Origin of the sequence: Synechococcus sp. W70.1 (genome assembly GCF_047461515.1) — a bacterium.
Classification (GTDB): Bacteria; Cyanobacteriota; Cyanobacteriia; order Thermostichales; family Thermostichaceae; genus Thermostichus.
Window position 1 is genome coordinate 62611 of the sequence record NZ_JANSHH010000036.1, and the last position, 20614, is coordinate 83224.

Here is a 20614-nt window from a genome sequence, read left to right on the forward strand (position 1 = left end):
TTGGATCTGCCCTTAGCCTGCCTGAGCTACAAAGCTTTGCTTGAACTCTGCAATGGCGGTTTTTAGGATCTCTTCCGCCTCCTCGGTAAGCTGCTTGGTGGAGAGGACAATCTCGCCATATTTGGGATGGGCGGTGCTCAAGTAGGACAGCAGGCCCTGCTTGAAGCTGGAGACCTTCTCTAGCGGGATGTCGTCCAGGTAGCCCTGCGTTCCCGCATAGATAATGGCTACTTGCTGGTCCAAAGACAGGGGCGAATATTGGGGCTGCTTAAGGATCTCCTGCAGCCGCTGGCCGCGGGCCAGTTGCTTTTGGGTGGCCTCATCCAAGTCGGAGGCAAACTGGGCAAAGGCTTCCAGATCCCGATACTGCGCCAGTTCCACCTTCAGGGAGCCAGCGACCTTCTTCATAGCCTTGGTTTGCGCCGCCGAGCCAACGCGGCTAACGGAAATGCCAATGTTGATGGCTGGGCGAATGCCAGCGTTGAACAGATCCGACTCCAGGAAGATCTGGCCGTCGGTAATGGAGATAACGTTGGTGGGAATGTAGGCCGACACGTCATTGGCCTGGGTTTCCACAATCGGCAGGGCGGTCATGGATCCCTCGCCCAATTGGCTGTTGAGCTTGGCCGCCCGTTCCAGTAGCCGCGAGTGCAGGTAGAACACATCGCCCGGATAGGCTTCCCGGCCAGGGGGACGGCGCAACAGCAGCGACATCTGGCGGTAGGCTACTGCCTGCTTGGACAGGTCGTCGTAGACTACCAGGGTGTGCTTGCCTTGGTACATGAAGTATTCGGCAATGGTGGCCCCGCAGTAAGGAGCTAGCCACTGTAGGGGAGCCGGGCTGTCGGCGCCAGCAGCCACCACGATGCTATAGTCCATTGCCCCCCGCTCGGTTAGGATGTTCACCACCTGGGCGATGTTGCTCTGCTTCTGGCCGATGGCCACATAGATGCAAATGACGTCCTGTCCTTTTTGGTTGAGGATGGTGTCGACCGCAAGGGTAGTCTTACCCGTTTGGCGGTCGCCGATAATGAGCTCCCGCTGTCCCCGCCCAATGGGGATCAAGGCGTCGATGGCGGTGATGCCGGTCTGGAGCGGCTCATACACCGAGCGGCGGTCAATGATGCTGGGAGCTGGGGACTCAATGAGGCGAGTCTCGGTGCAGTGAATCGGCCCTTTGCCGTCGAGGGGATTGCACAAGGGATCGACCACGCGGCCCAGCAGGGCTTCCCCTACGGGAATGCTGGCAATTCTGCCTGTGGCCTTGACGGTAGAGCCTTCTTGGATGTTACGGCCGTCGCCAATCAGCACGGCGCCAACGTTGTCTTCCTCGAGGTTGAGAGCAATGCCCAGCGTGCCATCCTCAAACTCCAGCAGCTCACTGGCCATCACCTTCTCCAAGCCATAGATGCGGGCAATGCCGTCTCCTACTTGCAGAACCGTGCCGACATTGGAGACCTGCATCTCCCGGTTGTACTGCTCGATCTGCTGCTTGATGATGGTGCTAATCTCATCTGGGCGAATGGTAGGCATGGCAGTCCTCTCAGGAAAGGGGATCTCAAAACTTAAGCTAGCTGCAGCGCCAGCCGGCGCAACTGGCCGCGCAAGCTGAGGTCAATGACCTGGGAGCCAATCTTGAGGATCACTCCGCCTAGCACCGTGGGATCTTGGCTAATCTGCAGCTCCACGCTGCTAGCTTGCGTGAAGTCCTTCACCCGCTCCCGGATGGATTGCTGCTGGGCTTCAGTCAAGGGCACTGCGGCGGTTACCTCCGCAAGAACAATGTTTTGCAGTTTCCGCTGCAGCTCCAAGAAACGCTGACAGAGAGCCCCAAGGAACATGATGCGGCGGCGGTCGGTCAACAGCTGAAGGGCGTTGAGCAGCAGCGGGTGGATCTGATCGGCAAACACCTGCTGCAGAAGGTTTTTCTTGGCTTCCGTCTTCACCAGGGGGCTAGCCAGAAACTGGCCCAGCTCCGGCGTGGCCTGCAAAACAGCGGCAATAAAGCGCACATCGGCGGTAAAGGTGTCCAGCAACCCCTGTCCAGAAGCCAGAGAAACCAAGGCCTCGGCGTAGGGATCCACTACCCTAAGAGCCATTTTCCGGTTCAGCATGGGTTTCCGTTTCTCCTGAACTCACCTAGCGGGCAAGCATCTGGATCCCTTGCTCAATGAGGCGATGGTGAATCTGCTCATTGAGGTGTTGCGGCAGCTCCTGTTCCACCTTGCGCAGCGCTTGGCGAACAATTTGGCGGCGCAGCTCTTGGAGAATTTGCTCCTGCTCGGCGGCAAGATCCCTTGCCGCTTTGGCGCGCAGCCGTTCGATCTCCTGCTCCACCTGCTGCAACAGCTCCTGACGGCGGGCCTCTGCGCTAGCTTCCGCCTGACGGCGAATGCGCTCTGCTTCCTGCTGGGCCTGTGCCAGCTTTTGCTGTTCCTCCGCCAGCCTCTCGAGGGCTTCCTGCTTGCGCTGCTCCGCCTGCCGCAGCTCTTCGAGGATGCTTTCCCGCCGCTTGGCCAGCGCTTCCCCCACCACTCGGCGACCCAAGAGGTACAGCAAAGTTAGGATAATGGCGATGTTGATGAGGTTGCTTTCTAGAACCGCCTCGAGGATCCCTGGCTCAGCCACGGCCAAAAGCCAAGCGGGCATCCAGCTAAACCCCAGCATCACAAGCTACTCCCCAAGGAACGTTTAACCAGCCACTCAACGGACGCTACCTAGCAACTTCTCGGTAATCTGGGCGGCGATGGCCTCCACTTGCTGCTGCAGCTGTTCAAGGGCTGCTTGCTTTTCCTGCTCAACCTGCCGCCGCGCCGCTTCCAGCTTGGCTTGGATCTCTGCCTGAGCTGCCGCCAGCTTCTCTAAACGGATGCGAGCAGCAGCCGCTTCCGCCTCGGCAATCACGGCCTGCGCCTGTAGGCGAGCTCGGCTAATCTCCGCCTCGTACTCTTGGGCCAGGGCCGTTGCCTTCTCCAACCGCTCCTGGGCTTCCGCCTGGGTGGAGCGGATGTAGTCGTTGCGGCTGTCAATAACCCGAGTAACCGGCTCGTAGAAGAGAGAGTTAAGCACAGCTACCAACAACAGAAATTGAATGGCGATGATGGGCAGGGTGGCATCCAAGTCGAAGAGACCATTTTTCTCGGCGGCCTCGACGGCCAAAAGGGCTGAGGAGAGCATGGGGCCTCAGGGACAAAAACGGGATTCTGAGCTGAAGCAAGACTAGGGGGCAAGCCGGCAGGGACTGTCCAGACTGCCCCCAAGACGACAGCACTAGGAGGCGAAGGGGTTAGCAAACAAAAGCACCAGCGCCACCACCAAGCCGTAGATGGTCAGAGCTTCCATGAAGGCCAGGCTGATCAACAGGCTGCCGCGGATCTTATCTTCCGCCTCTGGCTGGCGGGCCAGCCCCTCCATGGCCGCAGCAGCAGCATTCCCTTGGCCCAGCCCTGGACCCAGGGATCCCAAACCAATAGCCAGAGCAGCAGACAAAACAGAGGCAGCAGAGGTTAACGAATCCATAGCCATCGTGAGATTCTCCTCGTCGTTACAGAACAGAAGTAGGCACGACTGCAACAGCGCCTTTGGTTTGAGGTGATCTGGCTGGAGTATCCGAGCCGATCGCCCCCTTGTCGGCGACCTCTGGGCACAGGCCCTCGGCCCCAACAAACCTTACCAAGCCCCGGCAACAACCCCCGGAAGAGGTGGGGAGAGCTGAGCGCCCCAGCCCTCGCCGACTCCTCGGCAGCTCAATCGTGGTGATCCCCACCCCCATGGCCTTCCAGCGCCTCTCCAATGTAAGCCGCCGAGAGGGTTGCGAAGATTAAAGCCTGAATGGCTCCGGTAAACAGGAACAGGATCATCACCGGCACCGGGATCAACAAGGGCACCAGCAACACCAACACCGCAATCACCAGCTCCTCGGCCAAGATGTTGCCAAACAGACGGAAGCTTAGGGAGAGGGGCTTGGTGAAATCTTCTAGAACGTTGATGGGCAACAGAACCGGCGTGGGCTCGATGTACTTTTTAAAGTAGGACAGCCCCCGCTTGCTGATGCCGGCCACGAAATACATGATACTGGTAAGCAGCGCCAAGCCGGCAGTGGTGTTGATGTCGTTGGTGGGAGAAGCCAGCTCCCCTTCCGGCAAGGGGATCAACTTCCAGGGGAAAAGATTCCCCATCCAGTTGGAGACAAAAATAAACAGAAACAAGGTGCCAACATAGGGCACCCAGGGCCGGAAGTTTTTCTCGCCAATCTGGGCACGGGCAATGCTTTGCACAAATTCCAAAACATACTCAACAAAGTTCTGCAAGCCAGCGGGCTCCCGCTGCAGTTGACGAGTGCCCAGCAGCACCACCGTCAAAATTAGGGCAATGGCAATCCAACTGGTAATCAGAACCTGGCCGTGGACCGTAAACTTGCCCAGGTGCCAGTAGAGGTGATGGCCAACCTCAAGCTCTGCTAGGAGAAAAGGCGAGGAGAAGGACGGGCTCATAAGCATCAGGAAGAGGAAGATAAACGGCTCAACGTCTGGACGAGGTAGATGAGCAGGGTGACCTTATACGTCATAAACCCAAAGAAGATGGGCAAAATCTGTAGGGACTTTACCTTCGCAGCCAAAACCATCAGCCCAACAAACAGAGCTAGGCGCGTCACCCCTAAGCGGCTGCGAGTTTTGCCCAGCTCTGCCACGCTGCGGCCCAGCATGCGCAGATAGACTACGCCGACCATTGCCCCTAGCAAGTAGTTGCCTGCAACCCCTGGTGAGTAAACCAAAGCCAACCCCAGGGCAATGGCCAGGCTCACGCTAAGGGTAACTAGCGCCAGCCATAACTGCAGTGCCGCATAGCTTCTGCCCACTGTCCCCTCGCGAGAGGTTGGCTCTGGCTGCAGCGAAGCTTGGCAACCCCTCTCTTCCTCATCGTTTTGAGAAAGGGGCACGTCCTCTAGGGGAGGCAAGGGCCTGGGCTTCCACTGGGCTGCCTTCCAGCGGCTGGGACTGTGGGAGAGAAGTCTGAAAGAAGGGGACATGGAAGCGGGATTCCTACCTCTTAGGAGTTGGCCTTAACCCAAAATACCATGGCTGAGTAACAATACTTAACACACCAGGCCAAACCAAGGCCCTAGGAAACTCCCATCTGCCCTCCAGAAAGACGGCTGGCCCACGAGGTGTTCCTCTAAGAATCTACCACCTTCCTGGATGGGCAATGTCAAGAATTGGAAAACTTTCCAAAGGCCTGCGGCGTAAAGTCTTGGGGAGGGGTAGTTAGGAACTTGTAATATCCTGTAACCCTGGGGAATCTCGCTGCGGATCCCAGCATACTAGGGTCAGGAAGGAGAGAAGGAGAGGATGATCCCACAGGAGTGGCTGCTGAAAGCCATTTGGGCGGACTACAGCCTAGCTGTGGCGCTGACCGTGGTGGTGCCGCTAGCTCTCTTGGTTTGGGCTTTTGCGGTGGGGCTGGGGCCCCTGATCCAGCTTCTGATTGCCTACTGGCGGGTGTCTAGCCTGTTGGCGGTAACCGTATATCTCATGATTGGCGGCCTGCCCATCAGTTTCCTGAGCGGGGCAATGGCACGGCTTTTGATCCCGCTCAGCCTTTGGTTCTGGCGGGATTGGAGCACCGCCCTCGAGCAGTCGAGAAGCTGGGCAGCGCGGGCTTTCTTGCTCTGGCGGTGGATCCTGACTGGCTATATGGGGGTCGGGTTCTTCTTTTCAGGAGCCTTTGTGCCCTGCGCCTTCCAGGCTTCTTTGTCGCTCCAGTGTCAAGCCTGGTTTGAGCCGCCGCTGGGCTTTCGGGAGATCTTCCATCCCAATGTATCCCCCGAGCTGCTCGGGAGCCTAGGGGCCTGGGGCTTGGTAGCTTACCTACTCTACAGCGTCTATTTCGTCTGGCGGCTGCGGCCCCCTACCGAGAAAAGGGAGTTGGCAGCATGAGCGCCCTGCCCTGGCCGCTGGCTCTAGAGCGCTACAGCCAAGCCCACCCCCAGGAGGTGCTGCGGGTGGAGGTGGAAAGCGAGGGGGAAACGGACTTGGTGCTAATCTACCGCGGCTATAGCAGCTCCCTGCGCCGGCCCACCCCCCCCGATCCAGAGGTGCCGGTGATCCCTCCTCAGGCTCGCTTCTTACAGTTAGAGCGCCTTAGTGCCCCTTATCACCCTGAGCGCTCCCGGGTTTTGGCTCTCTACCGCAGCTGGGAGGAGGTGAGGGCTTGGCTAATCCAAGAAGGGATCCCAGTAGCCGAGTAGGGGAGGGCGGGTTTTAGCGCCCCACAGGCGCCGGCTGCCGCTGCAGGAGGGTGTATTCTGCCGGCTGCAGGAGGGACTGCCCCGTCATCTCAGGGGGCTGCGGCAAGCCCAAGATCTCGAGCAGGGTGGGTCCGACATCAGCCAAGGTGCCGCCGGAACGCAGCCTGGCGTCGCCACCGCGGCCCGGGATCTTGCGCTTTTCGCCCTCCACCAGAATGCAGGGCACGGGGTTGGTGGTGTGAGCGGTCCAGGGGTTGCCCTGGTCGTCCCACATCAGCTCGGCATTGCCGTGATCCGCAACGATGAGGGTGGTGCCCCCTACGTCTACCACTGCCGCCAGCAGGCGACCTAGGCAGTGGTCTACCGTTTCCAGAGCCCGCACCGTGGCCTCAAAGTTGCCGGTGTGGCCCACCATGTCAGGGTTGGCGTAGTTCAGCACCACCAGGCTGTACTCGCCGCGGGCAATGGCTTCGATAGCCTTGTCGGTGACTTTCCTCGCCGACATCTCCGGCACTTGGTCGTAGGTGGCCACCAGCGGGCTTTGAACCAAGATGCGATCTTCCCCAGGGAAGGGCTGCTCGAGGCCGCCGTTGAAGAAGTAGGTGACGTGGGCGTATTTTTCCGTTTCGGCAATGCGCAATTGCTTAAGGCCAGCCTCGCTTACCACCTGCCCTACCAGGTGATCCAGGTTCTGCGGCTTAAAGAGCACCTGCACCGGCAAGGTGGGATCGTACTGGGTCATGGTGATGAAGGTGAGGTCCGGAATAAGGCAGCGCTGGAAACCGGAAAAGTCGGGGCAGACGAAAGCTTGGGTAAGCTGGCGGGCCCGATCCGGGCGGAAGTTGAAGAAGATGACTGCATCTCCCGGCCTTACTGCTCCCGGCGCCAAACGGGTGGGGGGAATGAACTCGTCGGTAATATCCTGGGCGTAAAAGTCTGCCATCACCTCGGCAGCGCTGCGGCCACAGCCAGGGCCATCTTCCGTCATAACCTCGTAGGCCTTCTGGGTGCGCTCCCAACGGCGATCCCGATCCATGGCGTAGTAGCGGCCGCTCAGGGTGGCGATGACGCCGTTGCCCAGCCATTGCAGCTCTTTTTGGAGAGCGGCCAGAACTGTTGCCCCTTCGCAAGGGGGAGTATCGCGGCCATCGGTAATGGCATGAACGTAGGCAGGGATCCCCACCTGCGCTGCCAGTTTCAGCAGGCCGTAGAGGTGGTCAATGTGGGAGTGAACCCCTCCTGCAGAGCAGAGCCCGATGAAATGAAACCGGCCTCCCCGCCCCTTGAGTTGACGACAAACTTCCACCAAAAGAGGCTCTTGAAAAAGGGATCCCGTCTCAATGGCATCGCTAATGCGCACCAACTCCTGCGGCACTACCCGCCCTGCTCCCAGAGTTAGGTGGCCCACCTCGGAGTTGCCCATCTGCCCTTCTGGCAAACCCACGGCCCGCCCCGAAGCTTGCAGCAGGGTATGGGGATAGGTAGCCCATAGGCTATCCATGACGGGGGTTCGGGCAGCCAGCACGGCGTTGCCCTCCGCGGCCTCGCGATAACCCCAGCCATCTAGAATGACCAAAACTACCGGTGCCACCGACTGTGCATTCATGAAGCGGTCTCTCGCGTTTTCCAAAACATGATACCAGCCCCGGCAATACGGTACCGGATCCCTAACCTCCACTTTCTTTTAAGGCCAGCAATTGTCAATTAGCCGCGGGAGCTGGGCTGCAGACGCTTGCGCAGGGACTCGGCGCGGCGCTTGGCAATGGCATTTTGGGGATCCAGCTTCAACACGGTCTCGTAGGCTTCCAGGCCAGGGCCGTAGAGATTTTTTTTCTCGTAGGCATGGCCCAGGTTATTCCAGGCGGTTACATAGGCCGGATCTGCCGCCACCGCATCTTTGTAGTAGCGAATGGCCAGATCGTATTGCCCCTGGCTAAAGTAGGCAAAGCCAAGAGCGTTGCAAACCGGGGGGATGTTTTCCCCAGCCACTTCCAGGGCTTTTTTGAGCTGGACGATGGCCTGCTCGTAGAGACCCTTTTGCAGGTAGACGCTGCCCAACTCGTAGTGCTCCTGGGGGGATCCCTTGCCCTTGCTTAGGCGGGGCTGGAGCTCGCGAATGACTTTTTCCTGCGCCCATAGGCGTAGCACCCCACGCAAGACAAAGAAACCCACCACCCCCAGGATGCCTGCCAAAGCTGCCAAGTAAAGGAGAGAAGCACTGGCAACCATTTTGTTACCCCACAATTAGCTCTTTAAGCCTGCAGGTGGGCCTCGATAAACCAGAGATCTTTGTCGATTTGCCGCGAGATCTCGGTAAACAGGTCGGCAGTGTCGGCGTCCCCCAGCTCGGTGGCGCGGTCAATGTTGCGCCGAACGGCAGCGGCATACTGACCGTAGCGGGCCGCCAAAGCCTGCAGGTGAGCGCGACCGTCTTCAGCCGTCAGGTCGTATTCAGGCAAGCTCGAGGTTTGGGCGACAATGCGGGCCGTGCCGCGGGCAATGCCCCCCAGGGCCGTAACCCGTTCGGCCAGCATGTCCACGTAGTTTTCCAGGGTGCTGGCAAAGGTGTCAAACATCTCGTGCAGGGCGATGAAGTTCATGCCTTTGACGTTCCAGTGGGCCTGCTTCACCTGAGTCTTCAAATCCAGGGTGTCCGCTAAAGACTGGTTGAGCAGCTCCACCAGTTGCGCGCGGGCCTCGGCCGGCAGGTCGAGCTGAGTGGGGTAGAGACGGGTTTTTTCGGCACTAACCATAGCCAACCTCCCAATTGTTGTGGAATCCGCTGGGGCCATCAGTCTGTCAGCTCCCAACTGGGCCTATACTAACACAAACTCAGAATGAGTATGAGTTAGCAAGCGGTTACTTGCCAATGCAAAAGCGGCTAAAGATCTGATCCAAGACTGCCTCGGAGATCTCCTCGCCGGTGATCTGGCCAAGGGCGTGCAGCGCCCCCCGCAGGTCGATGGTCCAGAAATCGAGGGGGAGCTGTTCCCGCATGGCCTGGGCCACTTGTTCTAGGCTGGCTTGGGCCTGGCGGAGGGCGGCGGCCTGGCGCTGGTTGAGGCTTACCTCCAAGTTGGGCTGGGGTCGCCCCTGGGTAACAAGCTGCTCCAGGGCTTCTTCCAGCTCTGGGATCCCCTTGCCCTGGGCGGCAACAGCAGGGACACGGTAGGTGATTTCGGGGGGGAGAGAAATGCCGTTGGGGGAGGCGAGGTCAGTTTTGTTGATCACTAGAATCAGGGGGCGGTGGCGGATGGAGGCATAGATAGCCGCATCAGCCTCCGTCCAGCCCGCCTGAGCATCGATGACCAGCACCAGCACATCGGCGGTCTGGGCCAGCCGTTGGGAGCGCTCCACCCCCAGCCGCTCCACCGGATCGTCAGTGGCGCGAATGCCGGCGGTATCCAGGAGCTGGACGGGGATCCCTCTCACCACCAACTGGGACTCCACCACATCCCGAGTGGTGCCAGGTAGATCCGTGACAATAGCGCGATCCTGCCCTGACCAGGCGTTGAGCAGGCTGGACTTGCCCACATTGGGCCGCCCGACAATGGCCACTTTCACCCCAGTGCGCAGCAGTTGCCCCCGTTCGGCAGTGGCCAGCAGGGCCTGCATCTGAGCCTGAATGTCTTGCAGCCGGGCCTGCCAAGCCGGGACATCCAGAGGGGGCAGATCCTCTTCAAAGTCAATTCGCGCCTCAATCTCGGCCAATAAGCCCAGGAGCGCCTGGCGCAGGGCGCGGATAGACTGTCCCAGTTTGCCCTGCAGACCCGCCAGCGCCATTTGAGCTGCCTGCGGAGAGCGGGCTGCCACCAGATCAGCCACACTTTCGGCCTGGGTTAGATCGATGCGACCGTTTAGGAAAGCGCGTAGGCTAAACTCCCCTGGCTGCGCTAGCCGGGCTCCCTGGCGCAGGCACTGCTGCAGGGTAGCCTGAACCACCATAATGCCGCCGTGGCAATGGAACTCCACTACATCCTCGCGGGTGTAGGAGCGGGGGGCCTGCATCCACACAGCCAGAGCTTCGTCCAGTGGGTGGCCCTTCTCGTCATGGATCCAGCCATAGAGAAGGCGATGGCTCTCCCAGGTGGCATTGCGGCGGGCGGGAGTAAAGATCGCCTGGGCAATGGACAGAGCCCGCGAGCCGGAAAGGCGCACAATGCCAATGCTGCCCTGCTCGGGCACCACGGCGGTGGCAATGGCAGCAATGGTGTCGGCCAGGGGTGTAGTGGGATCCATAGGTGAATGGGCTATGCCTTAGTTCCCTGTAGGCAGGAGCCCGGCCTTAACTCGAAAGAAGCTGTAAAAAGCTAAGCTCTCCCGCCGAGGTCAGGGTAGCTTGGCAGTGGCGACCTGCACTTGTCCTAACAAAATATGAAGCCGTTACGCACGTTTAGGGTAATCCCTTACCTGCCGCCTGCCTTGGAGAGCCTGCGCTTTTTGGCCTACAACCTGCATTTTAGTTGGAACGTAGAAACCCGCACCCTGTTCCGGCGCATGGATCCAGATCTGTGGGATGCCTGCGGGCACAACCCTGTGGCTCTTTTGGGCCAGATCCGGCAGGAACGCCTGGATGAATTGGCAGAGGATCCGGGGTTCTTAGCCCAACTGGAGCGAGCTAGCCAGCAACTAAATAGCTATCTCCAACGAGACACGTGGTACCGTCGGTACCGCTTATCCCATGCGGTGGAAGGGGAATGCTACGCCTATTTTTCCGCGGAGTTTGGCTTGGCCGACTGTCTGCCTCTTTACTCAGGGGGTTTGGGGGTGTTGGCCGGGGATCACCTCAAGGCAGCCAGCGACTTGGGCCTGCCGCTCGTGGGTGTGGGCCTGCTCTACCAAAAGGGGTATTTCCGCCAGTACCTCAGCCCCGATGGCTGGCAGCAGGAGCGCTACCCCACCAACGATTTCTTTAACATGCCCCTGGAGCTGCAAAGAGACGCGGAGGGCCGCGAGATTCGCATTGAGGTGGACTACCCCAACCGCAAGGTATTTGCCCGCATCTGGAAAGCCATGGTGGGGCGGGTGCCCCTATACCTTCTCGACACCAACATCGAGCCCAACAGCCAGTACGACCAGGACATCACCGACGAGCTCTACGGGGGCGACCAGGATGTGCGCATCCACCAGGAGATGATGCTGGGGATCGGTGGTGTGCGGGCTCTGCGCGCCCTTGGGATCCACCCCACTGTCTACCACATGAACGAGGGGCACTCTGCCTTTTTGGCAGTGGAGCGGATCCGCCTGTTGATGGTGGAGCAAGGGCTGAGCTTTGAGGAGGCCTGGCAGGTGGCTAAGTCGAGCCAGCTGTTTACCACCCACACGCCAGTGCCTGCGGGGATCGACCTGTTCCCGCCAGACAAAATCGACTACTACCTGGGCTCCTACTACCGCCAGATGGGCCTAAGTCGGGAGCACTTTTTGGCCCTGGGTCGAGAAAATCCAGGCGACTTCCAGTCCCCTTTCAGCATGGCGGTGCTGGCCATCAACATGGCCTCGTTTGTTAACGGCGTCAGCAAGCTCCATGGGGCGGTCGCCCGCAAGATGTTTGGCCCCCTCTGGCCTGGGATCCCGCAAGAGGAGGTGCCGATTACCTCCATCACCAATGGCGTGCATGTCCGCACCTGGGTGGGGGAGGAAAACCAAGCTCTCTACGACCGCTACCTGGGGCCGGATTGGGCGGAGGCTCCTCCCTCGGATCCTCTCTGGCAGAAGGTGGATCGGATCCCGGATGCGGAACTGTGGCGGGCGCACGAGCACAGCCGCGCTCGCCTCATTGACTTCACCCGCCAGCGCCTGGTGGAGCAGCTGCAAAAGCGGGCAGCCTCGACGGCTGAGATCCAACGGGCCTCAGAAGCCCTCAACCCAGAGGTGCTTACCATTGGGTTTGCCCGCCGCTTTGCCACCTACAAGCGGGCCACTCTCTTGCTCCACAACCTGGAGCGGCTCAAAGCCCTGATCAACCATCCCCAGTACCCGATGCAGTTTATCTTTGCCGGCAAGGCCCACCCTCGCGATACAGCCGGCAAGGAGTTGATCCGCCAGATTGTCCAGGTGTCGCGCCAGCCAGAGTTCCGCCAGCGGCTGGTGTTTATCGAAGACTATGACATGTACATCGCTAGCTTAATGGTGGCCGGGGTGGACGTGTGGCTAAACACCCCCCTGCGCCCCCGCGAGGCCAGCGGTACTAGCGGCATGAAGGCAGCGGCTAACGGCGGACTGCACCTGAGCATCTTGGACGGCTGGTGGGATGAGGCAGATTACTACCAGACTGGCTGGCCCATTGGCCGCGGCGAGGAGTTTGAGGATCGCGCCTACCAGGACGAGGTGGAGGCCAACGCCCTCTACGATCTCCTGGAAAAGGAAGTAGCTCCCCTTTTCTACCAACGCGGCAGCGACGGCCTGCCCCATGCCTGGATTCAGCGCATGAAGCAGGCAATCCGCCTCAACTGCCCTCGCTTCAGCACCCAGCGCATGGTTCGGGAGTATGCCGAGCGAGCCTACATTCCGTTGAGCAACTCCTTTGACCGCATGCGGCGCAACAACTTCCAGGCGGCCCGCCAGTTTACCCGTTGGCGGAACCATCTGCAGGAGAACTGGTACAACCTCCGGGTTCTCGACGTCCGGATTGAAAACCCAAGACAGCCCACTGGCAAGCCTTCTGCCGGCCGGGATAGCCAGGTCCAGGAAGTGGTGATGGCCGGGGAACCCCTCACCGTAACGGTGGAGGTGCAGCTGGGATCCCTGCAGCCGCAGGATGTGATTGTTCAAGCCTACCAGGGGTCGGTGGACGACAAGGGCCAGATCCAAAACGGCCGGGCAACCCCCTTGCGCTACGTGGAGACAGTGGGGGATCGCGCCATCTTTTGTGGCCAAGTTCGCTACGAGAGCAGCGGCTTGCAGGGGTTGGCCATCCGCCTATTGCCCTTTCACCCCGATATGCCCGATCCCTATGAGCTGCGGCTGATGCTCTGGGCCTAGCCGGTCAGGCCCTCCTCAAGAGCTGGGCCAATTGCTTTTTAGGAAGGCTGGGCCAGGCAAGCTAGGTGTTGGAGCTGTTGCAGCTTTTCCCTCACTCGGCCAGAGCGGAGCAATTCCTCTGCTTGCTGGATCCCCTCGCTGAGAGATTGAGCATAGCCCAGCAGCCAGAGGTAGCTGCCACCATTCCAGAGTACCGCTGGGGCAAGGGGGGAGGGATCCCCGTTGAGGAGCTGGTGCATCTGCCGCAGCAACTCTTTCTCCTCCGCCAGCGGGATCTCCGGGCCGGCCAGGTGATGGTCGCGGGCTTTAAGCAGCAGCCGTTCCCCGCGGTGGTTGAGGATAGCTGTCCGCTCCCGCGGCAGGTCGCTGCTGCCTTCTAGTCCCTTGACCGTGGTAAAGTTTTGGATCCCTTGCAGGGCAAACAACTCCAGCATTGTGGCCTCGGTGGGCGGATGCACATAGCCGGCCACCAGGTGGAAGGGGCCCTCATAGGGTGCCCAGACCAGCTCCAGCGTAGCCAGGGGAGGGCGCTTGCCGATTTGATCCCGGTACTCCATCAGAGCTTGCGCTTGGGGGAAGCAGTCTGGCAAGTACAAAAATCCCAAGCCAGTTTGCTCCAGGCATCGGCCCACCTGCTCCAGCGACCATCCTCGCCAGTCCACCCCCAAGCCTCGCCAAACCACCTCCAAGGGTAGACCATACTTGGGAGGGCAACAGCCGGAACCATGGAGCAAAACAGCTGCTCCTGCTGCCGCCAATACCAAAGCCACTAACACCCCCAGCGGCGCTGTTCGCGAGCGGCCGTCGTAGGGGTGGCCAAAGATAGCCAAGGGATGGGGCAGATCTCGTTGGGGAAGGCGAGGGCCGTACTCGGCATAGGCATCCAACATACCAGCCAGCTCTTCGGCGGTGGGGCGCTTGATGCGGTGGGCAATCAAAAAGGCCCCAATCTGGGCCGGGGTGGCTTTGCCCGCAAGGAGCAGCCGAGTGGCCTGGGCGGCTTCGCCGCGGGTGAGATCCTCGTGAGTGTGGGTGCCGCTGCTGATTTTCTTCAAAAGCTCGCGAAACTCGTGGCTCATAGCTTTGGCAGTCTAGGGCGAGCGAACTTGGCAGAAACCCAGGAGGCATCCCTATCTGCCTTGGCGTCGGAAGCAGGCTGGCGGAGCAACTGGGCTGCTAACTGCAAAAACCGGCGAATGGGCGGGATCTGATAGCGATCACGGGTGGTTACTGCCACTACCTGTCGCTGCAACAAGGGGGGGTCGGTGGGCCGCACCTGCAACCCTGGGTCGGCGTGACAGTCCACTAGAGCCGATTCTGGCAGGAGAGCAATCAACTGCCCCTGGCGAACGACACCGCGAAAGGCCTCCAGCGTGTTCAGCTCCAGCGCTGCCTTGAGAGTTAACCCCTGGCGGGCCAGGTGGGACTCCACGCAAGTGCGCATGGCATAGCCATCTTTAAACACGACCTGGGGGTACTCGGCCAACACCGGCCAAGGGATCCGCTCGTAGCGGCTGAGGGGATGGCTGGTGGCCATCAACACCTGGATGGGCTCGGAATACAGGGGCTCCACTACCAGTTCGTCCCCCCGCCTTAGCCAGGGATTTTCCATCACCAAAGCCACATCCACCAACCCATCCTTGAGCACCTTCAAGGCGCGGTCGCTGCCTAGAGCTGTAACCCGCAACTGCACCTGCGGGTACTCTCGGCAGAACTCCTGCAGCACCGGCGGCAGTCGATAGGCAGTCAGGGAGTGGATCCCGGCAACGCAGAGCTCGCTTTGCCCGCCCTGCAGCCATTCTCGAATGCTGGCTTGGGCTTGCTGCCACTCCTGACAGATGCGCCGGGCATGGGGTAGGAGCCGTTCCCCCGCCACCGTCAGGGCCACTGGGCTCTTGCGGTGCAGTAGCGGGGCGCCCACCTCTTCTTCCAAGGCCTGAATTTGGCGGCTGATGGTAGACTGGCTTAGGCCACTGCGGCGGGCTGCAGCCAAAAAGCTGCCACTTTCGACGACGTTTAGAAAAGCCTGCAACAGCTCCAAGCGCACCGAGAACCTCTCAGGAGTTACGGCCTAGCTGCCGCGGGATTTTAGCCAGGGATCTTTCGAACTGCTGTAAGTGCCGCTACCAAACCGTGCCGTAGGGTTCACTTTCAAGCCCGCCCCGCCCATAGGCATTAGCTCCGGCTCGGCAAAGCCCCGCAGCCGCTGGGTAGATTCCAACTCACTCAAGCCCTTGGCCTGCAGCAGCACCCCAAAGCTACCTAGCCCCAGCGGATCGATCAGCGCTTGGAGCGCAAAGCGCCGCTGCAGCACCTGGCCCACGCCCCCTGACCCATCGCTTGTTTGGCTGAGGGCGGCCAGCCGTTCCGCCAACCCCAGGTTTACCAGAAAATAGCTTTGCTGCGTGAAGCCCAGTCGCTTGAGTCCCAGGGATTCCCCCACCTGTTCCAGGGTTGTAAAGTCCACATGGGCCGTGAGATCTTGGCACCCTACCCGACTATAGGGATCCGTAGAGGTGGCGTGTCGGCGGTATGCTAGGAGCGTGCCCTGGGAGCGCTGGGGGCTGTAGTAGCGCTGGGCAGGATAGCCGTAGTCGATGGTCAGCACGTAGCCCCGCCGCAGCTTATGGGCCAGGAGCTGCAGCCACTCAAGGGCCTTGAGGTTGACCTCGGTTTGGTAGCCAGAGGGGTAGGTGGTAATTGGGATCCCTAGCCGGGCAAAGTACGCTTCTAGCGCGGGGGTCGAGGGATCCCCCAGCACCTCTTGAAACCCTCCCTCTGTCCAATCCACGTAGATTTCCCGCAAAGACCCCCCCTGCACCTGCACCCGATGGACCGGAAAAGCATCCACCAGCTCATTGGAGAAAAAACAGCCAGTTACTGACCCCTCCGGGATTTCGTCCCACGCCAGCCAGCGCACCTTCTCCCCAAAGCCCGCCAAGCGCTCCTGCTGCAGCCGCCGCAAAGAGGCAGAGCGCTCCAGGATCCCGTACTCTAGAGCCTGCCAAAACGCGGGGTAAGCCGAGCGCACGTAGGTTAGCCAATCTTCAGCCAGGCGACCGCTGCCTGCCCCCATCTCAACGACCGCAAAAGCAGAAGGGGAGCCTAGAACTTGCCAGAACTGGTGAATCTGCTCCGCTAACAGGTGAGCAAAGTCGGGCGCCAGGTGGGGAGCCGTTAAGTAGTCAGGGCCAATGGGGTAGCCCCGCTCGTAGTAGCCCAGCTCCGGCTCGTAGAGGGCCCACTCCATGAACTGGGCAAAAGTCACTGGCCCCTGGGCGCGGATGCGGCTAGCGATGAGATCTTGCAGTTGCTGATCCGTCTGGGGGTGCAACAAGGTGCCTATAGGCTAGGAGACTCATCTCTGCAAGGGGCGGCGCCAATTTTGGCGAAACCGACGGTTTGTGAAAAGCAGGACTGGCCAGAGAGCTGAGACCAGCCATTTTCCCGATCCCGAGTAGAGGCGATCTGCCTTGCGGAGCGAGTACCAAACCCCTCCTGCGTAGATTGCCAAGAGCAAAAACGGCCACATTTTCGCTTATCCTGCAAACGCCAGCCAGGTGGTTGAGGGAGCCCTCTTAGTAGGCATCCTGCAACTCATAAAAGTCAGGCGTAATGTAGTCCTTGCGCAGCGGCCAGCCAATCCAGTCTTCTGGCATCAGGATCCGCTTTAGGTTAGGGTGACCTTCAAAGATAATGCCGTACATGTCGTAGGTCTCCCGCTCCTGCCAGTCAGCCGACTTCCAGATCCAGTACACCGAGGGCACCCGCGGATCGTCGCGGGGCAGTTTCACCTGGACGCGCACCTCCGGCGGGCGATCCGCTCCGTCCGTCAGCTTAATCAAGTGGTAGAGGCTAACCAACGGCTGGCCTGCCCCTAGGTCATAGCCGCACTGGCAGGCAAGATAGTTAAAGCCATAGGCGTAGAGAGCGGTGCATACGGGCAGGAGAAAGTCCCGCTCCACCTCCAGTAGCTCTACTCCAGCCGCATCCCTGCCCAGATACTGGTGGTCAAAGCCGTTGTCAGCAAGAAACTGAGAAACTGGACCTCGCTCCCGCGTTGCCAGCGACTCGGCTGGCTCAGAGGCAGGAGGCGGACTTTCCGGCGTTTTGGGATCCGTCATCTCAGGCCCCTCCTTGCAAGGCTTTGAGCTGTTGCTCTACCCGCTTGAAGTCGGCAGTCTGCAGGGCCGGCGGCACGGGCAGGCCAATGGCGGCAGCTAGCTCCGGCGGCGGAGCCTGGCGGGTTTCGCTCTCCAAGTACTTGCCAGTGATGACTTCGGGCACCGGTCTGAGGTTGTGCTTGACGGTGTAGTAGCGGTGGGTTTGCTGCAGACGGCCCCGCTCCCGCATGTCCTCAGCGGCAATCTTCTTGCGCAGCTTGACAATGGCGTCCATGATGGCCTCAGGGCGGGGTGGGCAGCCGGGAATGTACACGTCCACGGGGATGAGCTTATCCACCCCTCGCACAGCGGTGTAGGAATCAGAGCTGAACATGCCGCCGCTGATGGTGCAAGCTCCCATGGCAATGACGTACTTGGGCTCGGGCATCTGTTGGTAGAGCTTAACCAGTGCCGGCGCCATCTTCATGGTTACCGTTCCCGCTGTGATGAGCAAATCAGCGGTGCGCGGCGAAGTCCGAGGCAACAGGCCAAAGCGGTCGAAGTCAAAGCGGGATCCCAGCATCGCCGCAAACTCGATAAAGCAGCAGGCGGTGCCATAGAGCAGCGGCCAGAGGCTGGACATCTTGGCCCAGTTGTAGAGGTCGTTTACCGTTGTGAGAATAACATTGTTGGAAAGATCCGTAGTAACTTGCGGAGGAGAGGCCGGAAACAAAACTTCCGGCTCCTTAGAGGTCATGACCATTCCAGCGCTCCTTTTCTCCAAGCGTAGACAAGACCCACCACGAGGATGGCAATGAAAATCAAAGCCTCCACAAAAGCCAGCAGCCCCAGGCGGTGAAAAGCTACTGCCCAAGGGTAGAGGAACACAGTCTCCACATCGAAAATGACGAAGGCAAGCGCGAACATGTAGTAGCGGATGTTGAACTGAATCCAGGCCTGCCCAAACGGCTCCATCCCCGACTCATAGGTGCTGACTCGCAGGGCTCCCTGCCGTTTGGGAGACAAACGGGCTGAGGCCCCTAGGGCCAAAACTGGCAGCAGGGCGCAGACAATGAGGAAAGCCAGCAGGTACTCGTAGCCAGATAGGACAAACACGACGCCAGACTGCCTCAGGTGCTCAACATTTAGATACGTTTTCAGTATAGAGCCAGTCCGTGGCCTCTTGGCGCCGGCGGATCTTTAGGGCTGCTGATGGTCTCGATCGCGGGAGAGCCAACTCCACACGCCGCTTAGCAAAGCGCCGGCTGTCAGGATCCCCAGCAACGGCTGAAACCAGGGCAGCCACAGCCGCAGCCAGAGCTTGTAGCCTAGGGTAATCCCGAAGAAGGCTGCTGTTACCGAGAAAACAAACCAGACAAAGCCGGCAAACATCAGAAGGGCCAGGGCAATGAGAAAAGAGTCCAACCAGCGCTTCCAGGTAGAGAGACTCATAGCCAGAACAGGCCAAATCTTCACAGATCCTAACCCCTACTGCCCAGACCCTTCCCCTTAGCTTCTTCCTGGGCAGCTTCTCATTCCCTTGGGAAGTTGAAGGCGCGGCTACAGCAAGCCTCAGTGCCCCCTAAAAGGGGGGGTAAGCGGCTGAAGCAGGTTGGTTTAGAATTTGACCGGGTCATTCCTGCTGAGGGAGAACTTCGGAGTAGGGCGCAATTTGAGTGAGGCAGAGATTCCGGCAGAGGAAAAACGAGCCTTTGCGCTGAGGGTTGACACGACTTTGGATGCCCTAGGTGAAGTTTTGACTTGGTTTGAGTCCTTTCGCAACGCGGGTATTCCAGATCCCATCTGGTTGGAGTGCCAGTTGGTTCTCGCGGAAGGGTTTACCAATGCCGTCCGCCATGCCCATCGCGCCCTGCCCGCCAGCACGCCTATCGATATCGAGCTGACGCTGACGCCGCAGGGACTAGAGCTACGCATCTGGGATCAGGGTCAGGAGTTTGACTTGGAGGGCTTTGCCCAAAACCTAGCAGCCAACCCTCTCCCCGACGCCGAATCCGAGGGAGGACGGGGCATTTTGCTGATGAAAGCCCTCTCCACTCACCTGAGCTACACTCGCCAGGCCGATGGCCGCAACTGTCTGTTGATTAGCCGGCGCTTTGACGATCCTGGCTGCAGTTCCCAGCAAGCTGTCTAGGCCAAGAGACCAGCACTCAACTGGCGAATGGCCGCGCTGGCCACATCGCTATAGCGCAGCTCGCCAGCCAAGATTTGGCCCATGCGCCGGGTGGCTCCCGGTCGCTTGACGCCAACTCGGTAGCCCACGCCGGGAAAGCAGTAGAACAGAGCCGCAATCCGCTTGGCCCAGCGCATCTCTGCGCCCCACTCCTGTTGGACGCGGGCGGAGTAGTTGGCCAGGGCTTCGGGATCCCCTGCCAGGGCTTGGTCGATGGCCTGCGCCGCCAGCATGCCAGTGAGGAGGGAGGGACGGATCCCTTCGGCAGTAAACGGGTCGACAACACAGGCGGCATCTCCCACCAGGAGCGCATTTTGGCTGTGCAGGGGTTGATCCCCGTCCCAAAGGCAGAGGGGATGGCCAAAGGACTTAACCGACTTGAGGTCGATGCCAAAGTTGTGGGCATACTGGCTGGCTATTTCTCGCAGGTTTTGTTTCTGGCCACCCCGAAAGGTGCCAGCTCCAATCGAGTAGCCGTCCGCCTTGGGGAAGTTCCAAATGTAGCCATTGCTAACACTGCCGAAGTCAAAGTGAGCAGCGGCAGTTTGCGGCTCCAAGCCAGCTACTTCCGCCTCTAGGGCAGCGGCCAGGCGGCACTGGCGACTGCGAAAGCCCAGCCACTTTGCCATCGACCCCTTGGCCCCATCAGCCCCAATCACGTACCGGCCCCAGACCGGGCCAGCAGGAGTCATCACCTGCCAGCGGTCACTTTGCCACTCAAGGCCGGCAGCGGCACATCCAGCCCAGAGGGTGGCCCCCTGCTTCTGGGCCTGCTGGATTAGGTAGGCGTCGAAAACCTCCCGTCGCACCATCCACACTGGCTCTTTCAGATCCAACTCGACCACCACTGGATCCCCACCCCGCCAGGTGTAGCGAATTTGCCGAATCTTCAGCGAGATGGCGGGGCTGAAGTCAAAGTCAAACCAGGCCGCCACCATGGGGGAGACGCCGCCCCCGCAGGGCTTGTAGCGGGGCAAGGGATCCTTTTCCAGGACCAGCACCGAGCGCCCGCGCTTGGCTAGGTGGTAGGCGGCAGCTCCGCCGGCAGGGCCGGCGCCGACGATGACACAGTCATACACGTAGGACATGGCT

At 60.1% G+C, this 20614-nt stretch carries 23 protein-coding genes; 4 read left to right on the forward strand and 19 right to left on the reverse strand.

Translation table 11 applies throughout. The features are described 5' to 3' along the window. Positions 1-12 precede the first annotated feature (12 nt). The 7 genes from atpA to NW808_RS11195 all read right to left on the reverse strand — a co-directional run bounded on the left by atpA (position 13) and on the right by NW808_RS11195 (position 5029). Positions 13-1533, reverse strand: coding sequence for a F0F1 ATP synthase subunit alpha (gene atpA / locus NW808_RS11165; protein ID WP_414421232.1), 1521 nt, complete (start codon positions 1531-1533; stop codon positions 13-15). A gap of 32 nt (positions 1534-1565) precedes the next feature. After that, complete coding sequence (atpH, locus tag NW808_RS11170) at positions 1566-2114, reverse strand: ATP synthase F1 subunit delta (RefSeq protein WP_414395695.1); 549 nt, start codon at positions 2112-2114, stop codon at positions 1566-1568. Between the two features lie 25 nt (positions 2115-2139). Then, a complete protein-coding gene (locus NW808_RS11175; protein WP_414421233.1) occupies positions 2140-2667 on the reverse strand; it encodes a F0F1 ATP synthase subunit B in 528 nt (175 codons plus the stop codon). A 36-nt stretch (positions 2668-2703) separates the two neighbouring features. Continuing rightward, entirely contained in the window at positions 2704-3177 is a 474-nt protein-coding gene (locus tag NW808_RS11180) for a F0F1 ATP synthase subunit B' (protein WP_414405918.1), read from the reverse strand. Positions 3178-3270: 93 nt separating this feature from the next. Next, positions 3271-3519, reverse strand: coding sequence for an ATP synthase F0 subunit C (gene atpE, locus NW808_RS11185; protein WP_414395918.1), 249 nt, complete (start codon positions 3517-3519; stop codon positions 3271-3273). 227 nt (positions 3520-3746) lie between these two features. After that, positions 3747-4493, reverse strand: coding sequence for a F0F1 ATP synthase subunit A (atpB, locus tag NW808_RS11190; RefSeq protein WP_414395700.1), 747 nt, complete (start codon positions 4491-4493; stop codon positions 3747-3749). A 5-nt stretch (positions 4494-4498) separates the two neighbouring features. Beyond that, positions 4499-5029 carry a hypothetical protein gene (locus NW808_RS11195; RefSeq protein ID WP_414410377.1) on the reverse strand — a complete coding sequence of 177 codons (531 nt, stop codon included), beginning with the start codon at positions 5027-5029 and terminating at the stop codon, positions 4499-4501. Between the two features lie 319 nt (positions 5030-5348). Here NW808_RS11195 and NW808_RS11200 point away from each other — a divergent pair, with 319 nt between their 5' ends. Together NW808_RS11200 and NW808_RS11205 are read left to right on the forward strand one after the other, a co-directional pair. Continuing rightward, positions 5349-5936 (forward strand): DUF3177 family protein, encoded by a 588-nt coding sequence (locus NW808_RS11200; RefSeq protein WP_414421234.1) that lies wholly within the window; start codon positions 5349-5351, stop codon positions 5934-5936. Then, positions 5933-6247 carry a hypothetical protein gene (locus NW808_RS11205; protein WP_414410379.1) on the forward strand — a complete coding sequence of 105 codons (315 nt, stop codon included), beginning with the start codon at positions 5933-5935 and terminating at the stop codon, positions 6245-6247. Before NW808_RS11200 ends, NW808_RS11205 begins: the two co-directional genes overlap by 4 nt. Positions 6248-6260: 13 nt before the next feature. On the opposite strand, the gene gpmI is transcribed toward NW808_RS11205, so the two are convergent. The 4 genes from gpmI to mnmE form a co-directional block, all read right to left on the reverse strand. After that, positions 6261-7853 (reverse strand): 2,3-bisphosphoglycerate-independent phosphoglycerate mutase, encoded by a 1593-nt coding sequence (gene gpmI, locus NW808_RS11210; RefSeq protein ID WP_414410380.1) that lies wholly within the window; start codon positions 7851-7853, stop codon positions 6261-6263. Positions 7854-7951: 98 nt separating this feature from the next. After that, a complete protein-coding gene (locus tag NW808_RS11215) occupies positions 7952-8476 on the reverse strand; it encodes a tetratricopeptide repeat protein (RefSeq protein ID WP_414395710.1) in 525 nt (174 codons plus the stop codon). 23 nt (positions 8477-8499) lie between these two features. Beyond that, entirely contained in the window at positions 8500-9000 is a 501-nt protein-coding gene (dps, locus tag NW808_RS11220; protein WP_414395712.1) for a DNA starvation/stationary phase protection protein Dps, read from the reverse strand. A gap of 106 nt (positions 9001-9106) precedes the next feature. Beyond that, complete coding sequence (mnmE, locus tag NW808_RS11225) at positions 9107-10486, reverse strand: tRNA uridine-5-carboxymethylaminomethyl(34) synthesis GTPase MnmE (RefSeq protein WP_414405913.1); 1380 nt, start codon at positions 10484-10486, stop codon at positions 9107-9109. Between the two features lie 135 nt (positions 10487-10621). Here mnmE and glgP point away from each other — a divergent pair, with 135 nt between their 5' ends. Continuing rightward, positions 10622-13228, forward strand: a complete 2607-nt coding sequence (glgP, locus tag NW808_RS11230) for an alpha-glucan family phosphorylase (protein ID WP_414421235.1) — start codon at positions 10622-10624, stop codon at positions 13226-13228. A gap of 38 nt (positions 13229-13266) precedes the next feature. Here glgP and NW808_RS11235 read toward each other — a convergent pair whose 3' ends face one another. The 7 genes from NW808_RS11235 to NW808_RS11265 form a co-directional block, all read right to left on the reverse strand. Beyond that, on the reverse strand, positions 13267-14307 hold the full coding sequence (locus tag NW808_RS11235) for an anthranilate phosphoribosyltransferase family protein (RefSeq protein WP_414421236.1): 1041 nt from the start codon (positions 14305-14307) through the stop codon (positions 13267-13269). After that, the gene (locus NW808_RS11240; RefSeq protein WP_414421237.1) at positions 14304-15275 is read right to left on the reverse strand and encodes a LysR family transcriptional regulator; all 972 of its coding nucleotides are present in this window, start codon (positions 15273-15275) and stop codon (positions 14304-14306) included. The genes NW808_RS11235 and NW808_RS11240 overlap by 4 nt, the downstream gene beginning before the upstream one ends. Before the next feature lie 24 nt (positions 15276-15299). Next, positions 15300-16565 (reverse strand): class I SAM-dependent methyltransferase, encoded by a 1266-nt coding sequence (locus NW808_RS11245; RefSeq protein ID WP_414421238.1) that lies wholly within the window; start codon positions 16563-16565, stop codon positions 15300-15302. 241 nt (positions 16566-16806) lie between these two features. Next, complete coding sequence (locus NW808_RS11250; protein WP_414395724.1) at positions 16807-17352, reverse strand: NAD(P)H-quinone oxidoreductase subunit J; 546 nt, start codon at positions 17350-17352, stop codon at positions 16807-16809. A gap of 1 nt (position 17353) precedes the next feature. Continuing rightward, a complete protein-coding gene (locus tag NW808_RS11255; protein WP_414395725.1) occupies positions 17354-18094 on the reverse strand; it encodes an NADH dehydrogenase subunit K in 741 nt (246 codons plus the stop codon). Further along, positions 18085-18447, reverse strand: coding sequence for a photosynthetic/respiratory NAD(P)H-quinone oxidoreductase subunit C (gene ndhC / locus NW808_RS11260; RefSeq protein ID WP_414405908.1), 363 nt, complete (start codon positions 18445-18447; stop codon positions 18085-18087). The genes NW808_RS11255 and ndhC overlap by 10 nt, the downstream gene beginning before the upstream one ends. Positions 18448-18531: 84 nt before the next feature. Beyond that, positions 18532-18807 carry a hypothetical protein gene (locus NW808_RS11265; protein WP_414421239.1) on the reverse strand — a complete coding sequence of 92 codons (276 nt, stop codon included), beginning with the start codon at positions 18805-18807 and terminating at the stop codon, positions 18532-18534. A gap of 196 nt (positions 18808-19003) precedes the next feature. Here NW808_RS11265 and NW808_RS11270 point away from each other — a divergent pair, with 196 nt between their 5' ends. Then, the gene (locus NW808_RS11270; protein ID WP_414421240.1) at positions 19004-19483 is read left to right on the forward strand and encodes an ATP-binding protein; all 480 of its coding nucleotides are present in this window, start codon (positions 19004-19006) and stop codon (positions 19481-19483) included. On the opposite strand, the gene NW808_RS11275 is transcribed toward NW808_RS11270, so the two are convergent. Next, entirely contained in the window at positions 19480-20610 is a 1131-nt protein-coding gene (locus tag NW808_RS11275; protein WP_414421241.1) for a geranylgeranyl reductase family protein, read from the reverse strand. The two genes, NW808_RS11270 and NW808_RS11275, sit on opposite strands and share 4 nt — an antisense overlap. Positions 20611-20614 lie beyond the last annotated feature (4 nt).